Genomic DNA, 19,050 nt, shown 5'->3' with positions numbered 1-19,050 from the left:
TAAAACTTATATTAGATTTAGATCAATGATCTGACTGAAGATGACGCCATCTTAACTCTCAGGAGCTCATTCATGTTGCCCAGCCTGTATATATCCCATGGTTCGCCCATGCTGGCCCTGGAACCCGGTGCCAGCGGGCCGGCCCTCGCGCGCCTGGCAGCCGAATTGCCGAAACCCAAGGCCATCGTGATTGTTTCCGCACACTGGGAAAGCAATGAGCTGCTGGTCAGCGGCAATCCTCAACCTGAAACCTGGCATGACTTCGGTGGCTTTCCCAAGGCATTGTTCGAGGTGCAATACCCGGCGCCCGGCGATCCACAGTTGGCCACAGAGGTGGTCGAGCTGCTGAAGCGCAGTGACTTGCCCGCACACATCGACACCAAACGGCCCTTCGACCATGGCGTATGGGTGCCTTTGTCGTTGATGTATCCGCAGGCGGATATCCCGGTGGTGCAAGTCTCGCTGCCTACACGCGGCGGCCCTGCCCTGCAGACCCGCGTCGGGCACGCACTGGGCAGCCTGCGCGATCAGGGCGTGCTGTTGATCGGTTCCGGCAGCATCACCCACAACCTGCGCGAACTGGACTGGCATGCCGGCCCGGAAAGCGTTGAACCGTGGGCCAAGGTATTCCGCGACTGGATGATCGAGAAACTTCAGGCCAACGACGAAACCGCGCTGCACGATTACCGTCAGTTGGCACCGAACGCCGTGCGTAACCATCCAAGTGATGAACACTTGCTGCCGTTGTACTTTGCCCGCAGTGCCGGAGGCACATTCAGCGTGAGCCACCAGGGATTCACCATGGGTGCCCTGGGCATGGACATCTACCGCTTCGGGTAATGCAAGAACCCGGGCCTGCGGCGGCCAGGCTCAGACCACATCGACACCGACATGAATCGCATCGTGCCGCCAGAATTCCAGGTCACAATCGATCAGCCGCTCATGCTGATCGTAATTGACCCGGGCGATGCGCAACCCCGGGCTCCCGACCGACACCCGTAACGCCGCAGCGGCATCCACCGACAAGGCCGTCGGCACGATCTCGAATCGCACCCGCCCGTAATGCAAGTCGTAATGCCGCGCGTACAGCTCGGTAATCGACTGATTCAGATCGAACTCCAGGATCCCTGGAAAATACTGCGGATTGAGGTAGTGCTCCACGTACAGCACCAGTCGCTCATCAATTCGCCGCGCGCGGCAGATCTGAATCACACTCGACAACGCCGGCAACTGCAGCCAGGCACAGATTGCAGCCGACGCCGGTTGCAACCGCGCCGAAATCACTTCGGTGGACGGCACTCGCCCCTGAGCGCTGACCATCGCGTGGAAGTGACTGCGCTGCATCAGGTTGTAAGCCAGGCGTGGCGGCGACACGAACCAGCCGCGACGCTCCTCGCGATAAATCTGCCCTTGGGCCTCCAGCTGCAACAGGGCTTCGCGCACGGTAATGCGTGTGGTCCCGAACAACTCACTGAGCTTGCGCTCCGCCGGTAACTTGCTGCCGGGCGCCAGGAGCCCGTGATCGAGCTGTTCCTGAAGAACCTGCCCGATGGCTGTCACCGCTTTGGTTGTCTCGATGCGCATCAACGTTACCTATCTGGACTAGACCAGCACTGTTTCGGGGCGAAACCGTCATTTGAAACGGCTTCGTCAACTTTCAGCAAGCCTAGGCACTGCAGATGACTGACAGATGACAAAGGCGCTGAACGGTTAGGCCAGACGCCTGCAATTTCATGGCCAAGTCCTTTCATATCAGCTCTTTAGCCATGGTCTACGCTTATCCCGAAGCCTGAGTGTTGTTGCACAAAAGATAGAGGAGGACCGCTGGTCGACATCAAAATGTCATCAGAGGCGCCTAGATTGGCTCAGGTATTGCTGACCTAGACCAACACCACCGCAATCGCAGCGTGAAAACGCCCAAAGGAGCTTCGGATGAAAAAGCTTTTCCTGGCATCACTGTTAGGCTCGACCATTGCCATGTGCACCGCCGCCATGGCGGCTGATGATTTGAAAACCCTGGAAGCCGCGGCGAAAGCGGAAGGTGAGGTCAACAGTGTCGGTATGCCCGACAACTGGGCCAACTGGAAAGGTACCTGGGATGACCTGGCCAAGAACTACGGCCTGAAACACATCGACACCGACATGAGCTCGGCGCAGGAAATCGCCAAGTTCGCCGCTGAAAAAGACAACGCCACCGCCGACATCGGCGACGTCGGTGCAGCGTTCGGCCCGATCGCGGTCAAGCAAGGCGTGGTCCAACCCTACAAGCCAAGCACCTGGGCTCAGATTCCTGATTGGGCGAAGGATAAAGAAGGTAACTGGGCACTGGCCTACACCGGCACCATCGCATTCATCGTTAACAAAAAGCTGCTGCACGGGTCGGATGCCCCGACCAAATGGGCCGATCTGAAAACCGGTAAGTACAAGGTTTCCATCGGTGACGTCAGCACCGCCGCACAAGCCGCCAACGGCGTACTGGCTGCAGCCCTTGCCAATGGTGGCGATGAGAAGAACCTTCAGCCGGCGCTGTTGCTGTTCGCCGACATCGCCAAGCAAGGCCGACTGTCCATGGCCAACCCGACGATTGCCACCATGGAAAAGGGCGAGATCGAAGTCGGCGTGGTCTGGGACTTCAACGGCCTGAGCTACAAGGCCAAGATGGCCAACCCGGATGACTACACCGTGCTGATCCCATCCGATGGCTCGGTGATTTCCGGTTACACCACCATCATCAACAAATACGCCAAGCACCCTAACGCCGCCAAACTGGCCCGCGAATACATCTTCAGCGACGCCGGCCAGATCAACCTGGCGCGCGGCAACGCTCGTCCGATCCGTGCTGAACACCTGACATTGCCAGCCGATGTTCAGGCTCAGTTGCTGCCGAACGAGCAGTACAAAAAAGTGACTCCGATCAAGGACGCGGACGCGTGGGAGAAGACCTCCAAGGCCCTGCCGCAGAAGTGGAACGAAGAAGTCATCGTCGAGATGAAGTAACACTGTAGGAACCGGCTCGCTGGCGATTGCATCACCGCAGTGCTCAGACAGACCGCGGCGCATGGATCGCCAGCAAGCCGGCTCCTGCAAATTTTATCGATCCACCTGTTTCGCGGAGTTCCGCCCCTATGAAGCACAACGTCATCCTTGTCGTGCTCGACGGCCTCAATTACGAGGTCGCGCGCCACGCCATGGGGCACCTGCAGGCTTACGTTGGTGCAGGACGCGCGGCGCTCTATAAACTGGAGTGCGAACTGCCGGCCCTGTCCCGACCACTTTACGAATGCATCCTGACCGGCGTCACGCCGATCGACAGTGGCATCGTCCACAACAACGTTTCGCGCCTGTCCAATCAACGCAGCATCTACCATTACGCCACTGACGCAGGTCTGAAAACCGCCGCCGCGGCCTATCACTGGGTCAGCGAGCTGTACAACCGGTCGCCGTTCGTGGCCGCCCGGGACCGACACACCGACGCCCCCGAACTGCCGATCCAGCACGGCCACTTCTACTGGAACGATCACTACCCGGATTCGCACCTGTTCGCCGACGCGGAAAACCTGCGCCTGCGCCACGCACCGAACTTCCTGCTGGTGCACCCCATGAATATCGACGACGCCGGGCACAAGCACGGCCTCGACACCGCGCAATACCGCAACAGCGCCCGCTCGGCGGACATTATTCTCGCCGACTACCTGCAAGGCTGGCTCGACGCCGGTTACCAGGTGCTGGTGACCGCCGACCACGGCATGAACAATGACCGCTCCCACAATGGCCTGCTGTCGGAAGAACGTGAAGTGCCGCTGTTCGTGCTCGGCGACGCCTTCAGTTTGAACGCCAGCGCCGCACCGAAACAAACCGAAATCTGCGGCACCGTCTGCGAACTGCTGGGCGTGGCCCACGACAAACCTGTGTGCCGGGAGCTGCTCAAGTGAATGCCATGACTCGCGGCAAATGGCTGGCGGCCTTGTGCCTCGTGCCCTTCGCACTGTTTTTTATCGTGTTCGAGATCGCCCCGCTCATCTGGGTGATGATCAACAGCCTGCAATCGGAAGAGTTCGGCTGGGGCCTGGCCAACTTCACCAAGATCTTCAATTCGAAGTTCTATCTGCAGGCGATCCAGTACAGCCTCGAGATCAGTTTCTGGTCCAGCGTGTTCGGGATCATCATCGCGGTGCTCGGCGCTTATTCCCTGCGCCGTGTCGACTCGAGGCTGCGTAACTTCGTCAACGCCTTCGCCAACATGACCAGCAACTTTGCCGGCGTGCCTTTGGCCTTCGCGTTCATCATCCTGCTGGGCTTCAACGGCAGCATCACCATCATGCTCAAGCAGGCCGGGATCATTCAGGATTTCAACCTGTACTCGAAAACCGGGCTGATCATTCTCTACACGTATTTCCAGATCCCCCTCGGTGTGCTGCTGCTCTACCCGGCCTTCGACGCCCTGCGTGAGGACTGGCGTGAATCTGCCGCGCTGCTGGGCGCCAACGGCTGGCAGTTCTGGCGGCACATCGGTTTGCCGGTCCTGACACCGGCACTGCTCGGCACCTTCGTGATCCTGCTGGCCAACGCCCTCGGCGCCTACGCCACGGTTTACGCACTGACCACCGGCAACTTCAACGTGCTGCCGATCCGCATTGCGGCGATGGTCTCCGGTGACATTTCCCTGGACCCGAACCTCGCCAGTGCGCTGGCCGTTGTGCTGGTGGCGTTGATGACCCTGGTCACCATCGTGCATCAGCTGCTGTTGAAGAGGAGCTACCATGTCTCGCGCTGAATTGGGCCCCGTCGGTATCTATCACCGCGTCGTGGTTTACCTGCTGTTTGCCATTCTGTTGCTGCCACTGGTTGGCACGCTGATCTACTCGATTGCCAGCAGTTGGTCGGCGACCATTCTGCCCAGCGGCTTCACCGTCAAATGGTATGTGCAGTTGTGGAGCGATCCGCGATTCCTGAGTGCTTTTGGCCAATCACTGCTGGTCTGCGTCGGTGCGCTGATCCTGTCAGTGGTGCTGATTCTGCCCCTGTTGTTCGTGGTGCATTACCACTTCCCGAAACTCGATGCGCTGATGAACATCCTGATCCTGCTGCCCTTCGCGGTACCACCGGTGGTGTCGTCGGTGGGGCTGTTGCAGCTTTACGGTTCGGGGCCGTTCGCGATGGTCGGCACACCATGGATTCTGATCGGCTGCTACTTCACCGTGGCGCTGCCGTTCATGTACCGGGCAATCACCAACAACCTGCAAGCGATCAACCTGCGCGACCTGATGGACGCCGCCCAACTGCTCGGCGCCAGCACTTTTCAGGCGGCATTCCTGGTGGTGCTGCCTAACCTGCGCAAAGGTCTGATGGTCGCATTGCTGCTGTCGTTCTCGTTCCTGTTCGGTGAGTTCGTGTTCGCCAACATCCTCGTCGGCACCCGCTACGAAACCCTGCAGGTCTACCTCAACAACATGCGTAACAGCAGCGGCCACTTCACCAGTGCGCTGGTGATTTCCTACTTTTTCTTCGTACTGGTTCTGACCTGGGCGGCCAATATCTTGAACAAGGACAAAAGCGAATGAGCTATGTCAGCGTCCAACATCTGCAAAAGAATTACGCGGGCACCACGGTGTTCAGCGACATCAATTGCGAAATCCAGAAGGGCGAATTCGTCACCCTGCTCGGCCCGTCCGGTTGCGGCAAATCGACGCTGCTGCGCTGCATCGCCGGGCTGACCTCGGTGGATGGCGGCAAGATCTTGCTCGATGGTGTCGACATCGTGCCACTGAGCCCGCAAAAACGCGGGATCGGCATGGTGTTCCAAAGCTATGCGCTGTTCCCGAACATGACCGTGGAACAAAACGTCGCCTTTGGTTTGCGCATGCAGAAGGTGAACAGCGACGACAGCCAAAAGCGCGTTGCCGAGGTGTTGAAACTGGTGGAACTCAACGATTTCGCCGCCCGTTATCCGCACCAACTGTCCGGCGGTCAATGCCAGCGCGTCGCCCTCGCCCGCTCATTGGTGACCCGCCCACGCCTGTTGCTGCTGGACGAACCGCTGTCAGCCCTTGATGCACGGATTCGCAAGCATTTGCGCGAACAGATCCGTCAGATCCAGCGCGAGCTCGGCCTGACCACGATCTTCGTCACACACGATCAGGAAGAAGCGCTGACCATGTCTGACCGGATTTTCCTGATGAATCAGGGAAAGATCGTACAGAGCGGCGACGCCGAAACCCTCTACACCGCGCCGGTGGATGTGTTCGCTGCCGGCTTTATCGGCAATTACAACCTGCTCGACGCCGACAACGCCTCGAAATTGCTACAACGACCGATTACGCATCGCATCGCGATTCGCCCGGAAGCCATCGAACTGAGCCTGAACGGCGAACTTGACGCACAAGTGCGCAGCCACAGCCTGCTGGGCAACGTGATTCGCTACAGGATCGAGGCCCGGGGCGTGGAACTGGTGGTGGATGTGCTCAACCGCTCGGCGGCCGATCTGCATCCCGATGGTCAGCGGCTGGCGCTTTCCATCGATCCGACGGCCCTGTGTGAGGTAGCCTGATGCCTTTGCTGATGTTGAAGAGAGAACTGCACTGATGGCCCTGGCAATTTTTGATCTGGACGAAACCCTGATCCACGGCGACTGCGCCACCCTCTGGAGCGAGCAAATGGGTCGCCTGGGCTGGGTCGATCCCGAGTCGTTCATGCGGCAGAACAACGAATTGATGGACGCTTACAGCCACGGCAAGCTGCGCATGGAGGATTACATGACCTTCAGCCTCGAGCCGATGATCGGACGCACGCCGGAAGAGGTCGACCATCTGGTGGGGCCGTGGGTGGAAGACTTCATCGAACCGATCATCTTCAGTGACGCCACCAAAGCCATCGCCGCGCACCGCAAGGCGGGTGACCGGATTCTGGTGATCTCGGCGTCGGGTACGCACCTGGTCAGGCCGATTGCCGATCGTCTGGGCATCGACGAGATTCTGGGCATCGAGCTGGAAGTGCTGCATGGGGTTTACAGCGGTCACACCGTCGGCACGCTGACCTACCGCGAAGGCAAGATCACGCGCTTGCTGGAATGGCTGGATGCGGAAGAGGAAAACCTGGAAGGCGCGAGTTTCTACTCGGATTCACGTAACGATTTACCGTTGTTGCTGAAGGTGGATTTTCCACACGTGGTAAACCCTGATCCGGTATTGCTCGAACATGCCGAAAAAGCCGGCTGGCCGATCCATATCTGGAAATAACGCAGAACCCTGTAGGAGCGAGCTTGCTCGCGATGGACGTTAACTATAACGCGGCAAACCTGACACACCACGGCGCTCTCAGGTTCATCGCGAGCAAGCTCGCTCCTACAAAGGTCAGGTCAGGCTTTCGTCAATCACCAGCACCAACTTCCCCTCCACCTTATTACTCGCCAACTCCGCAAACGCCGCTTCCGCATCCTTGATCGCAAACGTCCTGGTCAACTGCGGACTCAACCGCCCTTCGGCAAACAGCGGCCAGACGTGCTGGCTCAAATCACTGAACAGATCCGCCTTGAACTGATCGTCACGACTACGCAAAGTCGAACCCAGCAGCTGCACACGCTTGGCCAGCACCTGCGCCAGGTCCAGCTTCGCTTCACGGCCGCCCATCAAGCCGATCAGCACCCAACGGCCATCGCGGGCCAGCAGTTTCAGGTTCAGTGCGGCGTAGTTTCCGCCCACCGGATCGAGAACCACATCGAACGGACCCAGGTCGCTCAGACTTTCAAGATCGTCGGTGCGTACCACACCACCCTGGGCACCCAGCGCTTCGCAGTAAGCCAGCCGCTCGGCAGAACCGACGCTGACCCAGCACGGGTTGCCAAACGCCTTGCACAGCTGAATGGCAGCTGAACCGATTCCACTTGCCCCGGCGTGCAGAAGAACTTTCTCACCCGGCTTGAGCGCAGCCAATTGAAACAGATTCAGCCAAACGGTCGCGTAGACTTCGGGGAGCGCTGCCGCCTCGGTGAGGGACAATCCTTCTGGCACCGCCAGCACATGCCGTCCGTCGACAACCACCTCTTCGGCCATCCCACCCCCGGCCAGCAAGGCGCAGACCCGATCACCGACCTGCCACGACGAGCCCGGGCCGACCTCACTGATCACCCCGGAACACTCCAGACCCAGTACCTGACTGGCCCCCGGCGGTGGGGGATAAAGTCCCGCCTTCTGTAACAAATCGGCGCGATTGAGGCCCGCTGCCGCCACACGAATGCGAACTTGCCCTACATCACATGTAGGACTGGGCTCTTCAAGCCACTCCACTTGACCTTCCACGCCTTGCAATGCTTTCACAGTGCCTCCATAGTGAGTCTGGACTGAGCCCGAAGCTGTATCGCCGGGCTTTTTGCATTATGCGACCGGCCCCTTGTGGAACCGGCGACTTCAAAGACGGCCTAATATGCGTTATCAATTGTCCCCGCGTCGAATCAGCATGAAGCATCTGTTCCCCAGCACCGCACTCGCCCTATTTATTGGTATCGGCCTGATGCCGATGTCGAGCAATACGTTCGCAGCCAATAGTTGGGACAAGCTTCAGCCTGATCGTGACGAAGTGATCGCCAGCCTGAATGTCGTCGAGTTACTCAAGCGCCACCACTACAGCAAGCCGCCGCTCGATGACGCGCGCTCCGTGATCATCTACGACAGCTACCTCAAGCTGCTGGATCCGTCGCGCAGCTACTTCATGGCCAGCGACATTGCCGAATTCGACAAGTGGAAAACCCAGTTCGACGATTTCCTCAAAAGCGGCGACCTCAACGCCGGGTTCACCATCTACAAGCGCTACCTGGACCGTGTAAAAGCGCGTCTGGACTTTGCCCTTGCGGAGCTGAACAAGGGCGTCGACAAGATCGACTTCACCACCAAGGAAACCTTGCTGATCGATCGCAAGGACGCACCTTGGCTCAAGTCCACCGCAGAGCTCGACGACCTGTGGCGCAAACGCGTCAAGGACGAGGTCCTGCGGCAGAAGATCGCGGGCAAGGACTCCAAGCAGATTCAGGAAACGCTGACCAAGCGCTACAAGAACCAATTGGCGCGCCTGGACCAGACCCGCGCGGAAGACATCTTCCAGGCCTACATCAACACGTTCGCCATGTCCTACGACCCGCACACCAATTATCTGTCGCCGGATAATGCGGAGAACTTCGACATCAACATGAGCCTGTCCCTCGAAGGCATCGGCGCCGTGTTGCAAAGCGACAACGATCAGGTAAAAGTCGTGCGCCTGGTGCCTGCCGGCCCGGCCGACAAGACCAAGCAGGTCGCACCGGCCGACAAGATCATCGGCGTTGCCCAGGGCAACAAAGAGATGGTCGACGTGGTCGGCTGGCGCCTGGACGAAGTGGTCAAGCTGATCCGCGGTCCGAAAGGCACCGTTGTGCGCCTGGAGGTCATCCCGGCCAGCAATGCGCCGAACGACCAGACCACCAAGATCGTGCCGATCACCCGCGAAGCGGTGAAGCTTGAAGACCAGGCGGTGAAGAAATCGGTCCTCAACCTGAAACAGGACGGCAAGGACTACAAGCTCGGCGTCATCGAGATCCCGGCCTTCTACCTGGACTTCAAGGCCTTCCGTGCCGGCGATCCTGATTACAAGAGCACCACGCGCGACGTCAAGAAACTGCTCACCGAGCTGCAGAAGGACAAAGTCGACGGCGTGGTCATCGACCTGCGCAACAACGGCGGGGGTTCCCTGCAGGAAGCCACCGAGCTGACCAGTCTGTTCATCGACAAAGGTCCGACCGTTCTGGTGCGTAACGCCGATGGCCGGGTCGATGTGCTGGAAGATGAAAACCCGGGCGCGTTCTACAAAGGCCCGATGGCGTTGCTGGTCAACCGCTTGTCCGCCTCGGCTTCGGAGATTTTTGCCGGCGCCATGCAGGACTACCATCGCGCGCTGATCATTGGCGGCCAGACCTTCGGCAAAGGCACCGTGCAGACCATTCAGCCGCTGAACCATGGCGAACTGAAACTGACCCTTGCCAAGTTCTATCGGGTTTCCGGTCAGAGCACGCAGCATCAGGGCGTTCTGCCGGATATCGATTACCCATCGATCATCGACACCAAGGAAATCGGTGAAAGCGCCCTGCCGGAAGCCATGCCTTGGGACACCATCCGCGCGGCGATCAAGCCGGCGAGCGATCCGTTCAAACCGTACATCACACAGCTCAAATCCGAGCATGACGTGCGCACGGCCAAGGACGCGGAGTTCGTGTTCATCCGCGACAAACTGGCCCTGGCACAGAAACTGATGGCGGAAAAAACCGTCAGCCTCAATGAAGCCGATCGTCGTGCGCAACACGCCGATATCGACGCCAAACAGCTTGTCATGGAGAACATCCGTCGCAAGGCCAAAGGCGAAGAGCCGCTCAAAGAGCTGAAGAAAGAAGACGAAGACGCCCTCGCGGCCGAGCCGGACAAGACCAAACCAGAAGACGATGCCTACCTGAGCGAGACTGGTCGGATTCTGTTGGACTACCTGAAACTCAACACCGCGGTCGCCAAGCACTGAGGGGTGACAAACAAGATGATGGCAATTTAATGCTGACGCTCCCCGTAGCGTCATCAAACAGTCATCATTCTGTCGTGAAATAAAGGACTGGGAGCCTCTTTTATCCAAGAGCGCTCCCAGTCCTTTTTTTATCGCCAGAGACCGCCATGACCACTACCGAACAGCTGAGTGCGTTGAGTTCAATATTGACTCAAAGCGGTTTGCACAGCCTGTTCCAGCCAATCATTTCGCTCTCTGAACGACGAATAGTCGGCTACGAAGCCCTCAGCCGCGGCCCCTCCAACAGCCCACTCCACTCGCCCATCGCCTTGTTCGCCGTCGCCCGCCAGGCCGGTCGTTTGAACGAGCTGGAAATTGCCTGTCGCGAGAGCGCTTGCCGACGCTTCAATGAACAGCAACTGCCGGGTAAAATCTTTCTCAACGTATCACCGGAGTCCCTGCTCGAAGCGGCCCACCAACCGGGTCGAACCCTGCAACTGCTGCAGGATTTCGGCATACCGCCCAGCCAGGTGGTCATCGAACTCACCGAACAGACCCCGACCGACGATTTCCAGCTGCTGCAGAACGCGCTGCATCACTATCGGGCGATGGGATTTTCCATTGCACTGGATGATTTGGGAGCGGGTTATTCGAGCTTGCGCCTGTGGTCCGAGCTGCGACCTGACTATGTGAAGATCGACCGGCACTTCATCGACGGCATTCATCAGGATGCCCTCAAACGCGAGTTTGTCGGATCGATCATGCAAATCGCCAAAGCCTCTCGGGCGCAAGTGATTGCTGAAGGTATCGAACTGCCAGAGGAACTCGCGGTGTTGACCGATATGGGCGTCGATCTGGTTCAGGGCTATTTGCTGTGCCGGCCGCAGGAACATCCGCCAAGGGATGCTCGAAGCCTGATGCCCAAGCAGGACAGCTCCGCCGTGGCGCTGAACGATGAAGGCAGCGACCTCAGCGCCCTTTTGAACGATCAGCCAGCGGTCACGCGGGATACGCCGACAGCGACAGTACTGGAAGCCTTCCGCCGCCAGGCCAACCTGAACTCGCTGGCGGTGCTCGACGACTACGGCCATCCCTGTGGCATCGTTCACAGGCATTCGCTCTCGGACGCCCTGCTCAAGCCCTTTGCCACCGACCTGTTCGCCCGCAAGCCGATCAGCCGGCTGATGAATGACGACTTCCTCGCCGTCGAGCTGAGCCAGTCGCTGCAACAGGTCAGCCGCCTGATCACCAGCCGAGCCCGACAACGCATTGAAGAAGACTTCATCATTACCCTGAACGGCGGGTATCTGGGGTTGGGCCGGGTGATCGACGTACTGAAGCTGATTACCGAACTGAAGATCCAGCAGGCCCGCTATGCCAACCCGCTGACCCTGCTGCCGGGCAACGTACCGATCCAGCAATGCCTGACGCGCCTGCTGCAACAGCAACGGGAATCGGTGATCTGCTACGTGGACATCGACAGTTTCAAACCTTTCAACGACATCTATGGCTACGGTCGCGGGGATGAAGTCCTGCTGTGCCTGGCGCAATGCCTGAATGATCGCGTCGACCCTTCACGCGATTTTGTCGGGCATATCGGCGGCGACGATTTCCTGCTGGTGCTTGGGCCGGAAGACTGGCGCAAACGCTTGAACCAGTTGCTCGACGATTTCCAGAGTCAATGCCGGCGCTTCTACCGCAGCGAACACTTGGAAGCCGGCTGCTTCATCGCCCCGAATCGCCAGGGTGTGCGACAGGAATTTCCGTTGTTATCGCTGTCGATCGGCGTGGTGCATTTACATCCACAGGCCTGTGGACAACTCGATGCGAGCCAGTTGGCGGAAATGGCGTCGCAGGCCAAGCATCACGCGAAGAATGTGCCGGGGTATAGCGTGCATGTGATTGATAGTTTGGCGGTGCCGGTGCGAGAGGATGAATTGCTGATGGGGCTGCGGTGATTGAACGAAAGCCTTCGCGATCCGACTTGCCCGCGAAGGCGCCAGCCGGTCGACTCAAATCAAAGAAGTTCACTCTGAACCGCGAGACGCCAACTCTTTCAGCTTCATCTCGGCCAACGGATGTCCTGCTTTCGCAGCCATCGCCCAAAACCGAACTGCCTCATCTGGATCCGGCGCCTTGCTCGCCGTCCCGGCCAAGCAGATCACGCCCACCTGATACGCCGCCTTGCCATCACCCGCCAACGCCGCCAGACGCAGCAAGCGGACACCTTCCTCCCGAGCACCAAGCCCCACGCCACGAAAGGCCAGAATGTGGCCATAGAAGCTTTGAGCGCTGACGTCACCCAGATTGGCCATGCGCGCGAACTGGCCTTCGAGCCAGCTCCAGCCACGGGGCTGGCGCACGAACCATGGCCAATGAAACAACCTGCGGGCCAGCCAGTAACCGGCCCGCGCCTTCAGTCGCAAAAACACTCAGGCCTCGGCCGATTCAGGGTATTCGTACTCGAAAACCCGCACCACTTCCGAGGCATGCCAGGACGCGGCAGCGACACCATCGGACGGCCCAGAGAAACGCCCCAGGCGCTCGACACATTCAAAAAAGCCGGTACGTGGCAGGCGACTGGCGCCCTGACTGATCACCAGCGAACTGCGCAAGGGTTGTTCGGCCTTGGCGTCCAGCGCGGCCAGATGTTCAAGCGCCGCAGTCAAGGTTTGCATGGCCGGTGTCGGGAGCTGCAAACGCTCCAGCAACGCGCGATAAGTCAGCAGATGTCGCTGGCGGCGCGCCTGATCCAGCTCGCCCAGCAACCCGTCCCAATGTTGACGACTGATGCGTACGCTCACGATTCTTCCCTCCACCCTGGCACCGTCAATTCCCAGGCCAGGCTGCGGCGAATCGCAGCGTCGGGTTGACGCTCGCCACTTTCGATCAAGGCCAGATAAGACGGGCTGATGCCTACCGTGCGGGCGAGCGCCTCGATGGCGATGCCCTTCCCTTCGCGCAAACTGCGTAGTTGATCCAGACCTGGAAGAATCTGGTCTGGTGCTGCGGCGTGACGCACTGGCGCGTCGGGTGCCGGTTGCTGATTGATACCTGCTGCTTTCAGTAGAGCCTGATACTGAGCCCACGGCAGAACCGCATATTCGGGCTCGCCTTCGCGTGTGATTATCTGAATATCCATGACTTCCCCGTAGGACAACGACACTTAGCGAGTCGGCGCTTTTCCCTAGAAGTGTAATCCTAACAGCGGCCAAGGTCGCGGGGGTATGAATATAGGGATGATCCTGAATCGGCTCAGTTTTTTTTCGGTCCCTGAAGCTGAAGTTGCTCGGGGGTATCGGGCAGTCGCTCGACCACCGCGAGTTTCTCCGGCAACTGGCGGTTGCGCCAGGCGCGGAAAGCGTTGAGCTCGTCATCGAGGACTTTCATCAGCCAGGCGAGCACGGCGATGTCATCGAGCATGCCGAACATCGGGATGAAATCCGGAATCGCATCCACCGGGCTCAGGAAGTACATCAAGCCTGCCACCACAGAGATCAGCGCTTTCGGGCTGATCGCCCGGTATTCGCCGCGCCAGTACGCCAGGCACAGCGCCTGCAACAGGCGCAGGTCCTCTTTGAGCTTGCCCAACCGGTTGCCCTGGCTGGCGCCTTTGCTGGCCACCGCGAACAACAGCGTCGGCAATCGTCCACGAGCGAGCAGGCGTCCGGCCAATGGCAGGAAACGAGCGAAATTCCAGGGTGCTTTCATCATTCCTCCCGCTGAAATGTTATCCACACAAATTGTGGATAACCTTGTGAACAGACCTGCATTTCTCGGCTGAAAGCCCCGTTTCATAAGGGCTTTGCTCAGATCGGGCGTTTTTTACTCACATAAAAAAACCCAAGATTTCATTGACTTGGCGCTCCGGCGCAGTTAGCGCAGCGTCCTCAATGGCTATGACTCCAGCGTACCGCATCTGTTCGCTTTGTTTACCCTCACCAACCGCCAGATGCAACAACGCCCCGCATAAGCGAGGCGTTGTTGTCAGAGCAGACGCTGATTACTTCGCGGCGTCGTCTTGCTTGGCTGGATCCTTGATCGCCAGCAGTTCCAGGTCGAATACCAGCACCGAGTTGGCTGGAATCGCCGGGCTTGGGCTTTGGGCGCCGTAAGCCAGTTCGCTAGGGATGTACAGTTTGTACTTCTCGCCAACGTGCATCAGTTGCAGGCCTTCGACCCAACCCGGGATCACACCGCTGACCGGCAGATCGATCGGGCTGCCGCGCTCGACGGAGCTGTCGAAGACGGTGCCGTTGGTCAGGGTGCCGGTGTAGTGAACGGTCACTACGTCAGTCGGCTTAGGCTGTGCGCCGTCGGCTTTCTTGATCACTTCATACTGCAGGCCCGAAGCAGTGGTGGTGACACCGGCTTTCTTGGCGTTATCTTCGAGGAATTTCTTGCCGGCGGCTGCCGACTCTTCGCTCATTTTGGCCATGCGCTCTTCAGCACGCTTTTGCAGTGCAGCGAAGGCTTCGACCAGTTCTTCGTCCTTCAGCTTCTGTTCTTTCTTGCCGACGGCATCTTCGATGCCCTGGGCTACGGCTTTGGAGTCCAGATCATCCATGCCTTCCTGAGCCAGGCTCTTGCCCATGTTCAGGCCAATCCCGTAGGAAGCTTTTTGCGCCGGGGTTTTCAGCTCTACGCTGGTCTGCGAATCACAACCCGCAAGTACCAGGCTAACCAGGGCCACCGCCGCCGCCAACCGATGCTGTTTCATGCTATTTCCTTGTTCATGCGCCTAAAGGGCAATCGAGTAAAGCCGCGAGCTTATCAGGCGGCCACGACCAATGGCTACCGGCATGAGAGCAGGAAACTTCTGATAAGTTCAGGTGTTTTAACGCATTTCCGGAATCGGATGATGAAGCTTCTGTCATCTTCTCCTCACAGACACAACTGACCTGTCCCACATTGCTTGGCGTAATGGCCACTTGCCGCACGCCCGCAGCTGAGGCATAAGAGAGCGACAAATCGACAAGGATGTTTATCTTGCGCCTCTTTTATCGCTTGCTGGTTCTGATCGTTGCGTTGCTGGGCATCTGCCTGGCCGTGATTCTGTATTACGTCGCCAACCCGAAACTGCCGACCTGGACACCTGCGCAGCAGGTGCATTACCTGGAGCAGTGGAGCGCGACTGACCGCCAGACCTACTACTTCACGCCCCAGGGCACTCAAGTCAAAGGCTTGCGCTACGACTGGTTCAACGCGCTCGAACTGCCTTTTTCGCAACAGCGGTTTGCCGCTCCGGAATACCTCGCACGTTTCGGTTTTCTGGTCGATCCCGGGCAGAAAGCCACGGCCAACAACCCTGGCAACCTGCCCGTGGGCTTTGCCCGCCATCAAAACCCAGGCAACCCTGATCAGTTTCTGGACATCACCTGTGCCGCCTGCCACACCGGCGAGTTGCGTTTCAACGGTCAGGCTATCCGCATCGATGGCGGTTCGGCGCAGCATGTCTTGCCTTCCAGCGTTCCTACACTGCGCGGTGGCAGTTTCGGACAGGCACTGGTCGCCAGCCTCGCTTCGACTTACTACAACCCATGGAAATTCGAACGTTTCGCTCGCAACGTGCTGGGCCAGGACTACGACGCCCGGCATCAACAATTGCGCAAAGACTTCAAGACCTCTCTCGACACCTTCCTGAAAGTCGCCTGGAACGATACTCACCGAGGCCTTTACCCGACCGAGGAAGGCCCTGGCCGTACCGACGCGTTCGGGCGTATTGCCAACGCCAGTTTCGGTGACGCGATTTCACCCACCAATTATCGGGTCGCCAACGCGCCGGTCGACTATCCACAACTGTGGGACATGTGGACCTTCGATTGGGTGCAGTGGAACGGTTCGGCACAGCAGCCGATGGCGCGCAATATCGGTGAGGCCCTGGGGGTAGGCGCCACGCTGAATTTCTTCGACAGCAACGGACAACCACTCAAGGGCGACAATCGCTACCCATCCAGCGTCCGGGTGCGCGATTTACACCAGATCGAAGAAACCTTGCAGCGACTCAAACCGCCGGCCTGGCCAGAAGATCTGCTGGGTGCCATCGACAAACCGCTGGCGGCCAAGGGGCGTGCACTGTTTACGGAAAACTGCGCCGGTTGCCACGTGCCGCGGACGACTCAGGAAGACGAGCGTTGGGTGCAGCATTTGCACATGCTGCCCGTCGACGTCATCGGCACCGATCCGACTGCCGCGAACAACATCGCCAGCCACCGTTTTGATCTGACAGCCCTGCAATGGGACCCGGCAGAACTGGCGCAGATGGACGTGAAGTTGCACCCCGAACCCAAAGAACCGCTGGACTTGAGCCAACTGTCGGTCGCCAAGGGCCTGGCCTACGTCACTGCATTCGTCGAGGACCGCGCTTACCGTGAGGCCAAGGTCACGACGGCGGAGAAGCCGAGGCTCGACGGCTTCGGCCTGCCGATCGGCGTTCGAGAAAAAGTGGCCTACAAGGCCCGCCCTCTGGCGGGCGTGTGGGCGACGGCGCCGTTTCTGCACAACGGCTCAGTGCCGAGCATTTATCAACTGCTATCACCCCAGGATGAACGCGCGACCACCTTCTACAAAGGCACGTTCGACTACGATCCGCGACACCTGGGCTATCGCACCGAAGCCTTCACCAACGCATTTCTGTTCGACACGCGCATTACCGGCAACCACAACAGTGGCCATGAATTCCGCGCCGGTGAGCGTGGCAACGGGGTTATTGGCCGGTTGTTGCAACCCGAGGAGCGCTGGGCGCTGCTGGAGTACCTGAAAGTGCTGGGCGGCCCGCTGGAGACGCAACTGCCATGATCATGACCACCTTCAAAAAGGATTTACCAATGCTCGCCCGGTTCTGGTTGTGGCTGGGCCGCCTGCTCGGCAAGACCCTGCTGATTCTGCTGTGCATCGGTCTGCTCGGCTGGGCGCTGGTCACTGCATGGTATGCCTGGCAGCACCGGGGCCCGGTCTCGGCACTGGAGCAGATCCCGGACGGCGAAGCTGCCATGACCCGGGACGTGATTCAGACCGCCGTGCGCATTGTCGATCAACACCGTGAAAGCACCCGCTACCTGCGTGACGCCCATGCCAAAGCCCATGGCTGCGTGAAGGCCGAGGTTCAGGTGTTGCCGGAACTGGCGCAGGACCTGCGCCGCGGGGTCTTCAGCGAACCCGGCAAGCGCTGGCAGGCGACCATGCGCCTGTCCAACGGCAACGCTTATCCGCAGTTCGACAGCATTCGGGATGCCCGGGGCATGGCGATCAAACTGTTGGATGTGCAGGGCAAACCGCTGCTCGATGACCGGCAAGGGCAACACGAGCAGGATTTTGTGATGTTCAGCCATCCGAACTTCTTTGTCAGCGATGTCGCCGAGTACCGTCAGAATGTCGCAGCTCAGGCTGACGGAAAAAAGGTCATGGCGTTTTTTCCTGGCTGGGATCCGCGCACCTGGCAGGTCCGTCATTTGTTCATCGCCCTGGCGACACTGTCCCCGCCGCCGGAAAGCCCGACACGCACCACTTATTTCTCGGTATCGCCGTATAAATTTGGCGAGGCCAACGCCAAGTTCCGGGTGATGCCGGATCCCGACAATTGCCCGGCCTACACCTTGCCCAAGCAGAACCAGGATCTGCCGAACTTCCTGCGTAACGCCCTGACTCAACAGTTGTCCACGGACCGGGTTCCGGCGTGTTTTGTCTTGCAGATCCAGCGCCAGGATGCGAACAGGTTCATGCCGATCGAAGACACCAGCATCGAGTGGCGCGAGCAGGATGCACCGTTCGAAACCGTAGCCCGGATCACCCTGCCACCGCAGGACTTCGACACCCCGGCGCAAAACCTGCAATGCGACAACCTGACGTTCAACCCGTGGTTCGGTCTGGAGGCTCATCGCCCCATTGGCGGTATCAACCGGCTGCGCAAAGCCGTGTACGAAGCGGTCAGCGACTACCGGCACAGTCGAAACGCTGCACAGTAAGCAGAAACGAAAAAAGCGACCCGAGGGTCGCTTTTTCAATGGACGTCAGCATAAGCCAAACCCCAGACAGCAAAAAGCCCGCATTAAGCGGGCTTTCCGTGGTGACCTGGCGTTCAGCGTTCCAGGTTACCGAATATGGCGCAGCGGACGGGACTCGAACCCGCGACCCCCGGCGTGACAGGCCGGTATTCTAACCGACTGAACTACCGCTGCGCGTAGCGTTGAAAGTAAGTGGTGGGTGATGACGGGATCGAACCGCCGACATTCTGCTTGTAAGGCAGACGCTCTCCCAGCTGAGCTAATCACCCTTTACCTTCGTTGCGGGGCGCATTGTGCCACAGATTTTCATAACGTGTTGATTTAATTGATAAATAATTCAAAAAAATCTGAAAACCAGTGAAGCGACGCATCCTGCAGGAACTTCAGGCAGAAAAAAACCCGCGTTAGCGGGCTTTTCCGTGGTGACCTGGCGTTCAGCGTTCCAGGTTACCGAATATGGCGCAGCGGACGGGACTCGAACCCGCGACCCCCGGCGTGACAGGCCGGTATTCTAACCGACTGAACTACCGCTGCG

General features: G+C 59.0%; 18 protein-coding genes and 3 tRNA genes. 11 read left to right on the top strand and 10 right to left on the bottom strand.

The features are described 5' to 3' along the window. Positions 1-72: 72 nt before the first annotated feature. On the top strand, positions 73-840 hold the full coding sequence (locus PMI01S_RS16840; RefSeq protein ID WP_084321110.1) for a DODA-type extradiol aromatic ring-opening family dioxygenase: 768 nt from the start codon (positions 73-75) through the stop codon (positions 838-840). 30 nt (positions 841-870) lie between these two features. Here the strand turns inward: PMI01S_RS16840 and PMI01S_RS16835 are convergent, their stop codons facing one another. Beyond that, positions 871-1,584: a UTRA domain-containing protein gene (locus PMI01S_RS16835; RefSeq protein WP_084321109.1), complete on the bottom strand. Its 714-nt coding sequence runs from the start codon at positions 1,582-1,584 to the stop codon at positions 871-873. A 348-nt stretch (positions 1,585-1,932) separates the two neighbouring features. On the opposite strand from PMI01S_RS16835, the gene PMI01S_RS16830 reads away from it, so the two are divergent. The 6 genes from PMI01S_RS16830 to PMI01S_RS16805 all read left to right on the top strand — a co-directional run bounded on the left by PMI01S_RS16830 (position 1,933) and on the right by PMI01S_RS16805 (position 7,235). Further along, on the top strand, positions 1,933-2,997 hold the full coding sequence (locus PMI01S_RS16830) for an ABC transporter substrate-binding protein (protein ID WP_084321108.1): 1,065 nt from the start codon (positions 1,933-1,935) through the stop codon (positions 2,995-2,997). 128 nt (positions 2,998-3,125) lie between these two features. Beyond that, positions 3,126-3,932 carry an alkaline phosphatase family protein gene (locus PMI01S_RS16825; protein ID WP_084321107.1) on the top strand — a complete coding sequence of 269 codons (807 nt, stop codon included), beginning with the start codon at positions 3,126-3,128 and terminating at the stop codon, positions 3,930-3,932. Between the two features lie 5 nt (positions 3,933-3,937). Further along, positions 3,938-4,774: an ABC transporter permease gene (locus PMI01S_RS16820; RefSeq protein WP_167362964.1), complete on the top strand. Its 837-nt coding sequence runs from the start codon at positions 3,938-3,940 to the stop codon at positions 4,772-4,774. Then, a complete protein-coding gene (locus tag PMI01S_RS16815) occupies positions 4,761-5,561 on the top strand; it encodes an ABC transporter permease (protein ID WP_008040901.1) in 801 nt (266 codons plus the stop codon). The genes PMI01S_RS16820 and PMI01S_RS16815 overlap by 14 nt, the downstream gene beginning before the upstream one ends. Then, a complete protein-coding gene (locus tag PMI01S_RS16810; protein WP_008030381.1) occupies positions 5,558-6,547 on the top strand; it encodes an ABC transporter ATP-binding protein in 990 nt (329 codons plus the stop codon). Before PMI01S_RS16815 ends, PMI01S_RS16810 begins: the two co-directional genes overlap by 4 nt. A gap of 34 nt (positions 6,548-6,581) precedes the next feature. Then, the gene (locus PMI01S_RS16805; protein ID WP_084321105.1) at positions 6,582-7,235 is read left to right on the top strand and encodes an HAD family hydrolase; all 654 of its coding nucleotides are present in this window, start codon (positions 6,582-6,584) and stop codon (positions 7,233-7,235) included. Positions 7,236-7,349: 114 nt separating this feature from the next. Here PMI01S_RS16805 and PMI01S_RS16795 read toward each other — a convergent pair whose 3' ends face one another. Beyond that, positions 7,350-8,312 carry a zinc-binding dehydrogenase gene (locus tag PMI01S_RS16795; RefSeq protein ID WP_084321103.1) on the bottom strand — a complete coding sequence of 321 codons (963 nt, stop codon included), beginning with the start codon at positions 8,310-8,312 and terminating at the stop codon, positions 7,350-7,352. A gap of 139 nt (positions 8,313-8,451) precedes the next feature. Here PMI01S_RS16795 and PMI01S_RS16790 point away from each other — a divergent pair, with 139 nt between their 5' ends. Continuing rightward, complete coding sequence (locus tag PMI01S_RS16790) at positions 8,452-10,533, top strand: carboxy terminal-processing peptidase (protein ID WP_167362936.1); 2,082 nt, start codon at positions 8,452-8,454, stop codon at positions 10,531-10,533. Positions 10,534-10,679: 146 nt separating this feature from the next. Then, positions 10,680-12,470 (top strand): bifunctional diguanylate cyclase/phosphodiesterase, encoded by a 1,791-nt coding sequence (locus PMI01S_RS16785; protein WP_084321101.1) that lies wholly within the window; start codon positions 10,680-10,682, stop codon positions 12,468-12,470. Positions 12,471-12,539: 69 nt separating this feature from the next. Here PMI01S_RS16785 and PMI01S_RS16780 read toward each other — a convergent pair whose 3' ends face one another. The 5 genes from PMI01S_RS16780 to bamJ all read right to left on the bottom strand — a co-directional run bounded on the left by PMI01S_RS16780 (position 12,540) and on the right by bamJ (position 15,232). Further along, a complete protein-coding gene (locus PMI01S_RS16780; RefSeq protein ID WP_084321100.1) occupies positions 12,540-12,944 on the bottom strand; it encodes an SEL1-like repeat protein in 405 nt (134 codons plus the stop codon). Beyond that, positions 12,945-13,316 (bottom strand): hypothetical protein, encoded by a 372-nt coding sequence (locus tag PMI01S_RS16775; RefSeq protein ID WP_003223109.1) that lies wholly within the window; start codon positions 13,314-13,316, stop codon positions 12,945-12,947. Continuing rightward, a complete protein-coding gene (locus PMI01S_RS16770) occupies positions 13,313-13,654 on the bottom strand; it encodes a helix-turn-helix domain-containing protein (protein ID WP_084321099.1) in 342 nt (113 codons plus the stop codon). The genes PMI01S_RS16775 and PMI01S_RS16770 overlap by 4 nt, the downstream gene beginning before the upstream one ends. 113 nt (positions 13,655-13,767) lie before the next feature. Beyond that, positions 13,768-14,223 carry a YkvA family protein gene (locus tag PMI01S_RS16765; protein ID WP_084321098.1) on the bottom strand — a complete coding sequence of 152 codons (456 nt, stop codon included), beginning with the start codon at positions 14,221-14,223 and terminating at the stop codon, positions 13,768-13,770. 292 nt (positions 14,224-14,515) lie between these two features. Beyond that, on the bottom strand, positions 14,516-15,232 hold the full coding sequence (gene bamJ / locus PMI01S_RS16760; RefSeq protein WP_084321097.1) for a BamJ family beta-barrel-assembly machinery protein: 717 nt from the start codon (positions 15,230-15,232) through the stop codon (positions 14,516-14,518). Between the two features lie 269 nt (positions 15,233-15,501). Between bamJ and PMI01S_RS16755 the strand changes: the two genes are divergently transcribed. Then, positions 15,502-17,310 (top strand): di-heme-cytochrome C peroxidase, encoded by a 1,809-nt coding sequence (locus PMI01S_RS16755; protein ID WP_084321096.1) that lies wholly within the window; start codon positions 15,502-15,504, stop codon positions 17,308-17,310. A gap of 29 nt (positions 17,311-17,339) precedes the next feature. After that, complete coding sequence (locus tag PMI01S_RS16750) at positions 17,340-18,476, top strand: catalase family protein (RefSeq protein ID WP_174602675.1); 1,137 nt, start codon at positions 17,340-17,342, stop codon at positions 18,474-18,476. Positions 18,477-18,612: 136 nt separating this feature from the next. Here PMI01S_RS16750 and PMI01S_RS16745 read toward each other — a convergent pair. The 3 genes from PMI01S_RS16745 to PMI01S_RS16735 all read right to left on the bottom strand — a co-directional run bounded on the left by PMI01S_RS16745 (position 18,613) and on the right by PMI01S_RS16735 (position 19,049). Further along, positions 18,613-18,689, bottom strand: a tRNA-Asp gene (locus tag PMI01S_RS16745). Between the two features lie 19 nt (positions 18,690-18,708). Continuing rightward, positions 18,709-18,784, bottom strand: a tRNA-Val gene (locus PMI01S_RS16740). Between the two features lie 188 nt (positions 18,785-18,972). Then, positions 18,973-19,049, bottom strand: a tRNA-Asp gene (locus tag PMI01S_RS16735). Between the last annotated feature and the right edge of the window lies 1 nt (position 19,050).

It is taken from the genome of Pseudomonas migulae NBRC 103157 (assembly GCF_002091715.1).
Taxonomy (GTDB): domain Bacteria; phylum Pseudomonadota; class Gammaproteobacteria; order Pseudomonadales; family Pseudomonadaceae; genus Aquipseudomonas; species Aquipseudomonas migulae_A.
This window is presented reverse-complemented; position numbering and strand designations above follow the sequence as displayed.

What these genes read in the sequence shown, in the direction of transcription:
- PMI01S_RS16815 (WP_008040901.1), top strand. Translation starts at nt 4,761, where the DNA reads ATGTCTCGCGCTGAATTGGGCCCCGTCGGTATCTATCACCGCGTCGTG.
- PMI01S_RS16750 (WP_174602675.1), top strand. Translation starts at nt 17,340, where the DNA reads ATGCTCGCCCGGTTCTGGTTGTGGCTGGGCCGCCTGCTCGGCAAGACC.
- PMI01S_RS16835 (WP_084321109.1), bottom strand. Translation starts at nt 1,584, where the DNA reads ATGCGCATCGAGACAACCAAAGCGGTGACAGCCATCGGGCAGGTTCTT.
- PMI01S_RS16810 (WP_008030381.1), top strand. Translation starts at nt 5,558, where the DNA reads ATGAGCTATGTCAGCGTCCAACATCTGCAAAAGAATTACGCGGGCACC.
- PMI01S_RS16820 (WP_167362964.1), top strand. Translation starts at nt 3,938, where the DNA reads ATGACTCGCGGCAAATGGCTGGCGGCCTTGTGCCTCGTGCCCTTCGCA.
- PMI01S_RS16825 (WP_084321107.1), top strand. Translation starts at nt 3,126, where the DNA reads ATGAAGCACAACGTCATCCTTGTCGTGCTCGACGGCCTCAATTACGAG.
- bamJ (WP_084321097.1), bottom strand. Translation starts at nt 15,232, where the DNA reads ATGAAACAGCATCGGTTGGCGGCGGCGGTGGCCCTGGTTAGCCTGGTA.
- PMI01S_RS16790 (WP_167362936.1), top strand. Translation starts at nt 8,452, where the DNA reads ATGAAGCATCTGTTCCCCAGCACCGCACTCGCCCTATTTATTGGTATC.
- PMI01S_RS16830 (WP_084321108.1), top strand. Translation starts at nt 1,933, where the DNA reads ATGAAAAAGCTTTTCCTGGCATCACTGTTAGGCTCGACCATTGCCATG.
- PMI01S_RS16805 (WP_084321105.1), top strand. Translation starts at nt 6,582, where the DNA reads ATGGCCCTGGCAATTTTTGATCTGGACGAAACCCTGATCCACGGCGAC.
- PMI01S_RS16840 (WP_084321110.1), top strand. Translation starts at nt 73, where the DNA reads ATGTTGCCCAGCCTGTATATATCCCATGGTTCGCCCATGCTGGCCCTG.
- PMI01S_RS16770 (WP_084321099.1), bottom strand. Translation starts at nt 13,654, where the DNA reads ATGGATATTCAGATAATCACACGCGAAGGCGAGCCCGAATATGCGGTT.
- PMI01S_RS16785 (WP_084321101.1), top strand. Translation starts at nt 10,680, where the DNA reads ATGACCACTACCGAACAGCTGAGTGCGTTGAGTTCAATATTGACTCAA.
- PMI01S_RS16765 (WP_084321098.1), bottom strand. Translation starts at nt 14,223, where the DNA reads ATGAAAGCACCCTGGAATTTCGCTCGTTTCCTGCCATTGGCCGGACGC.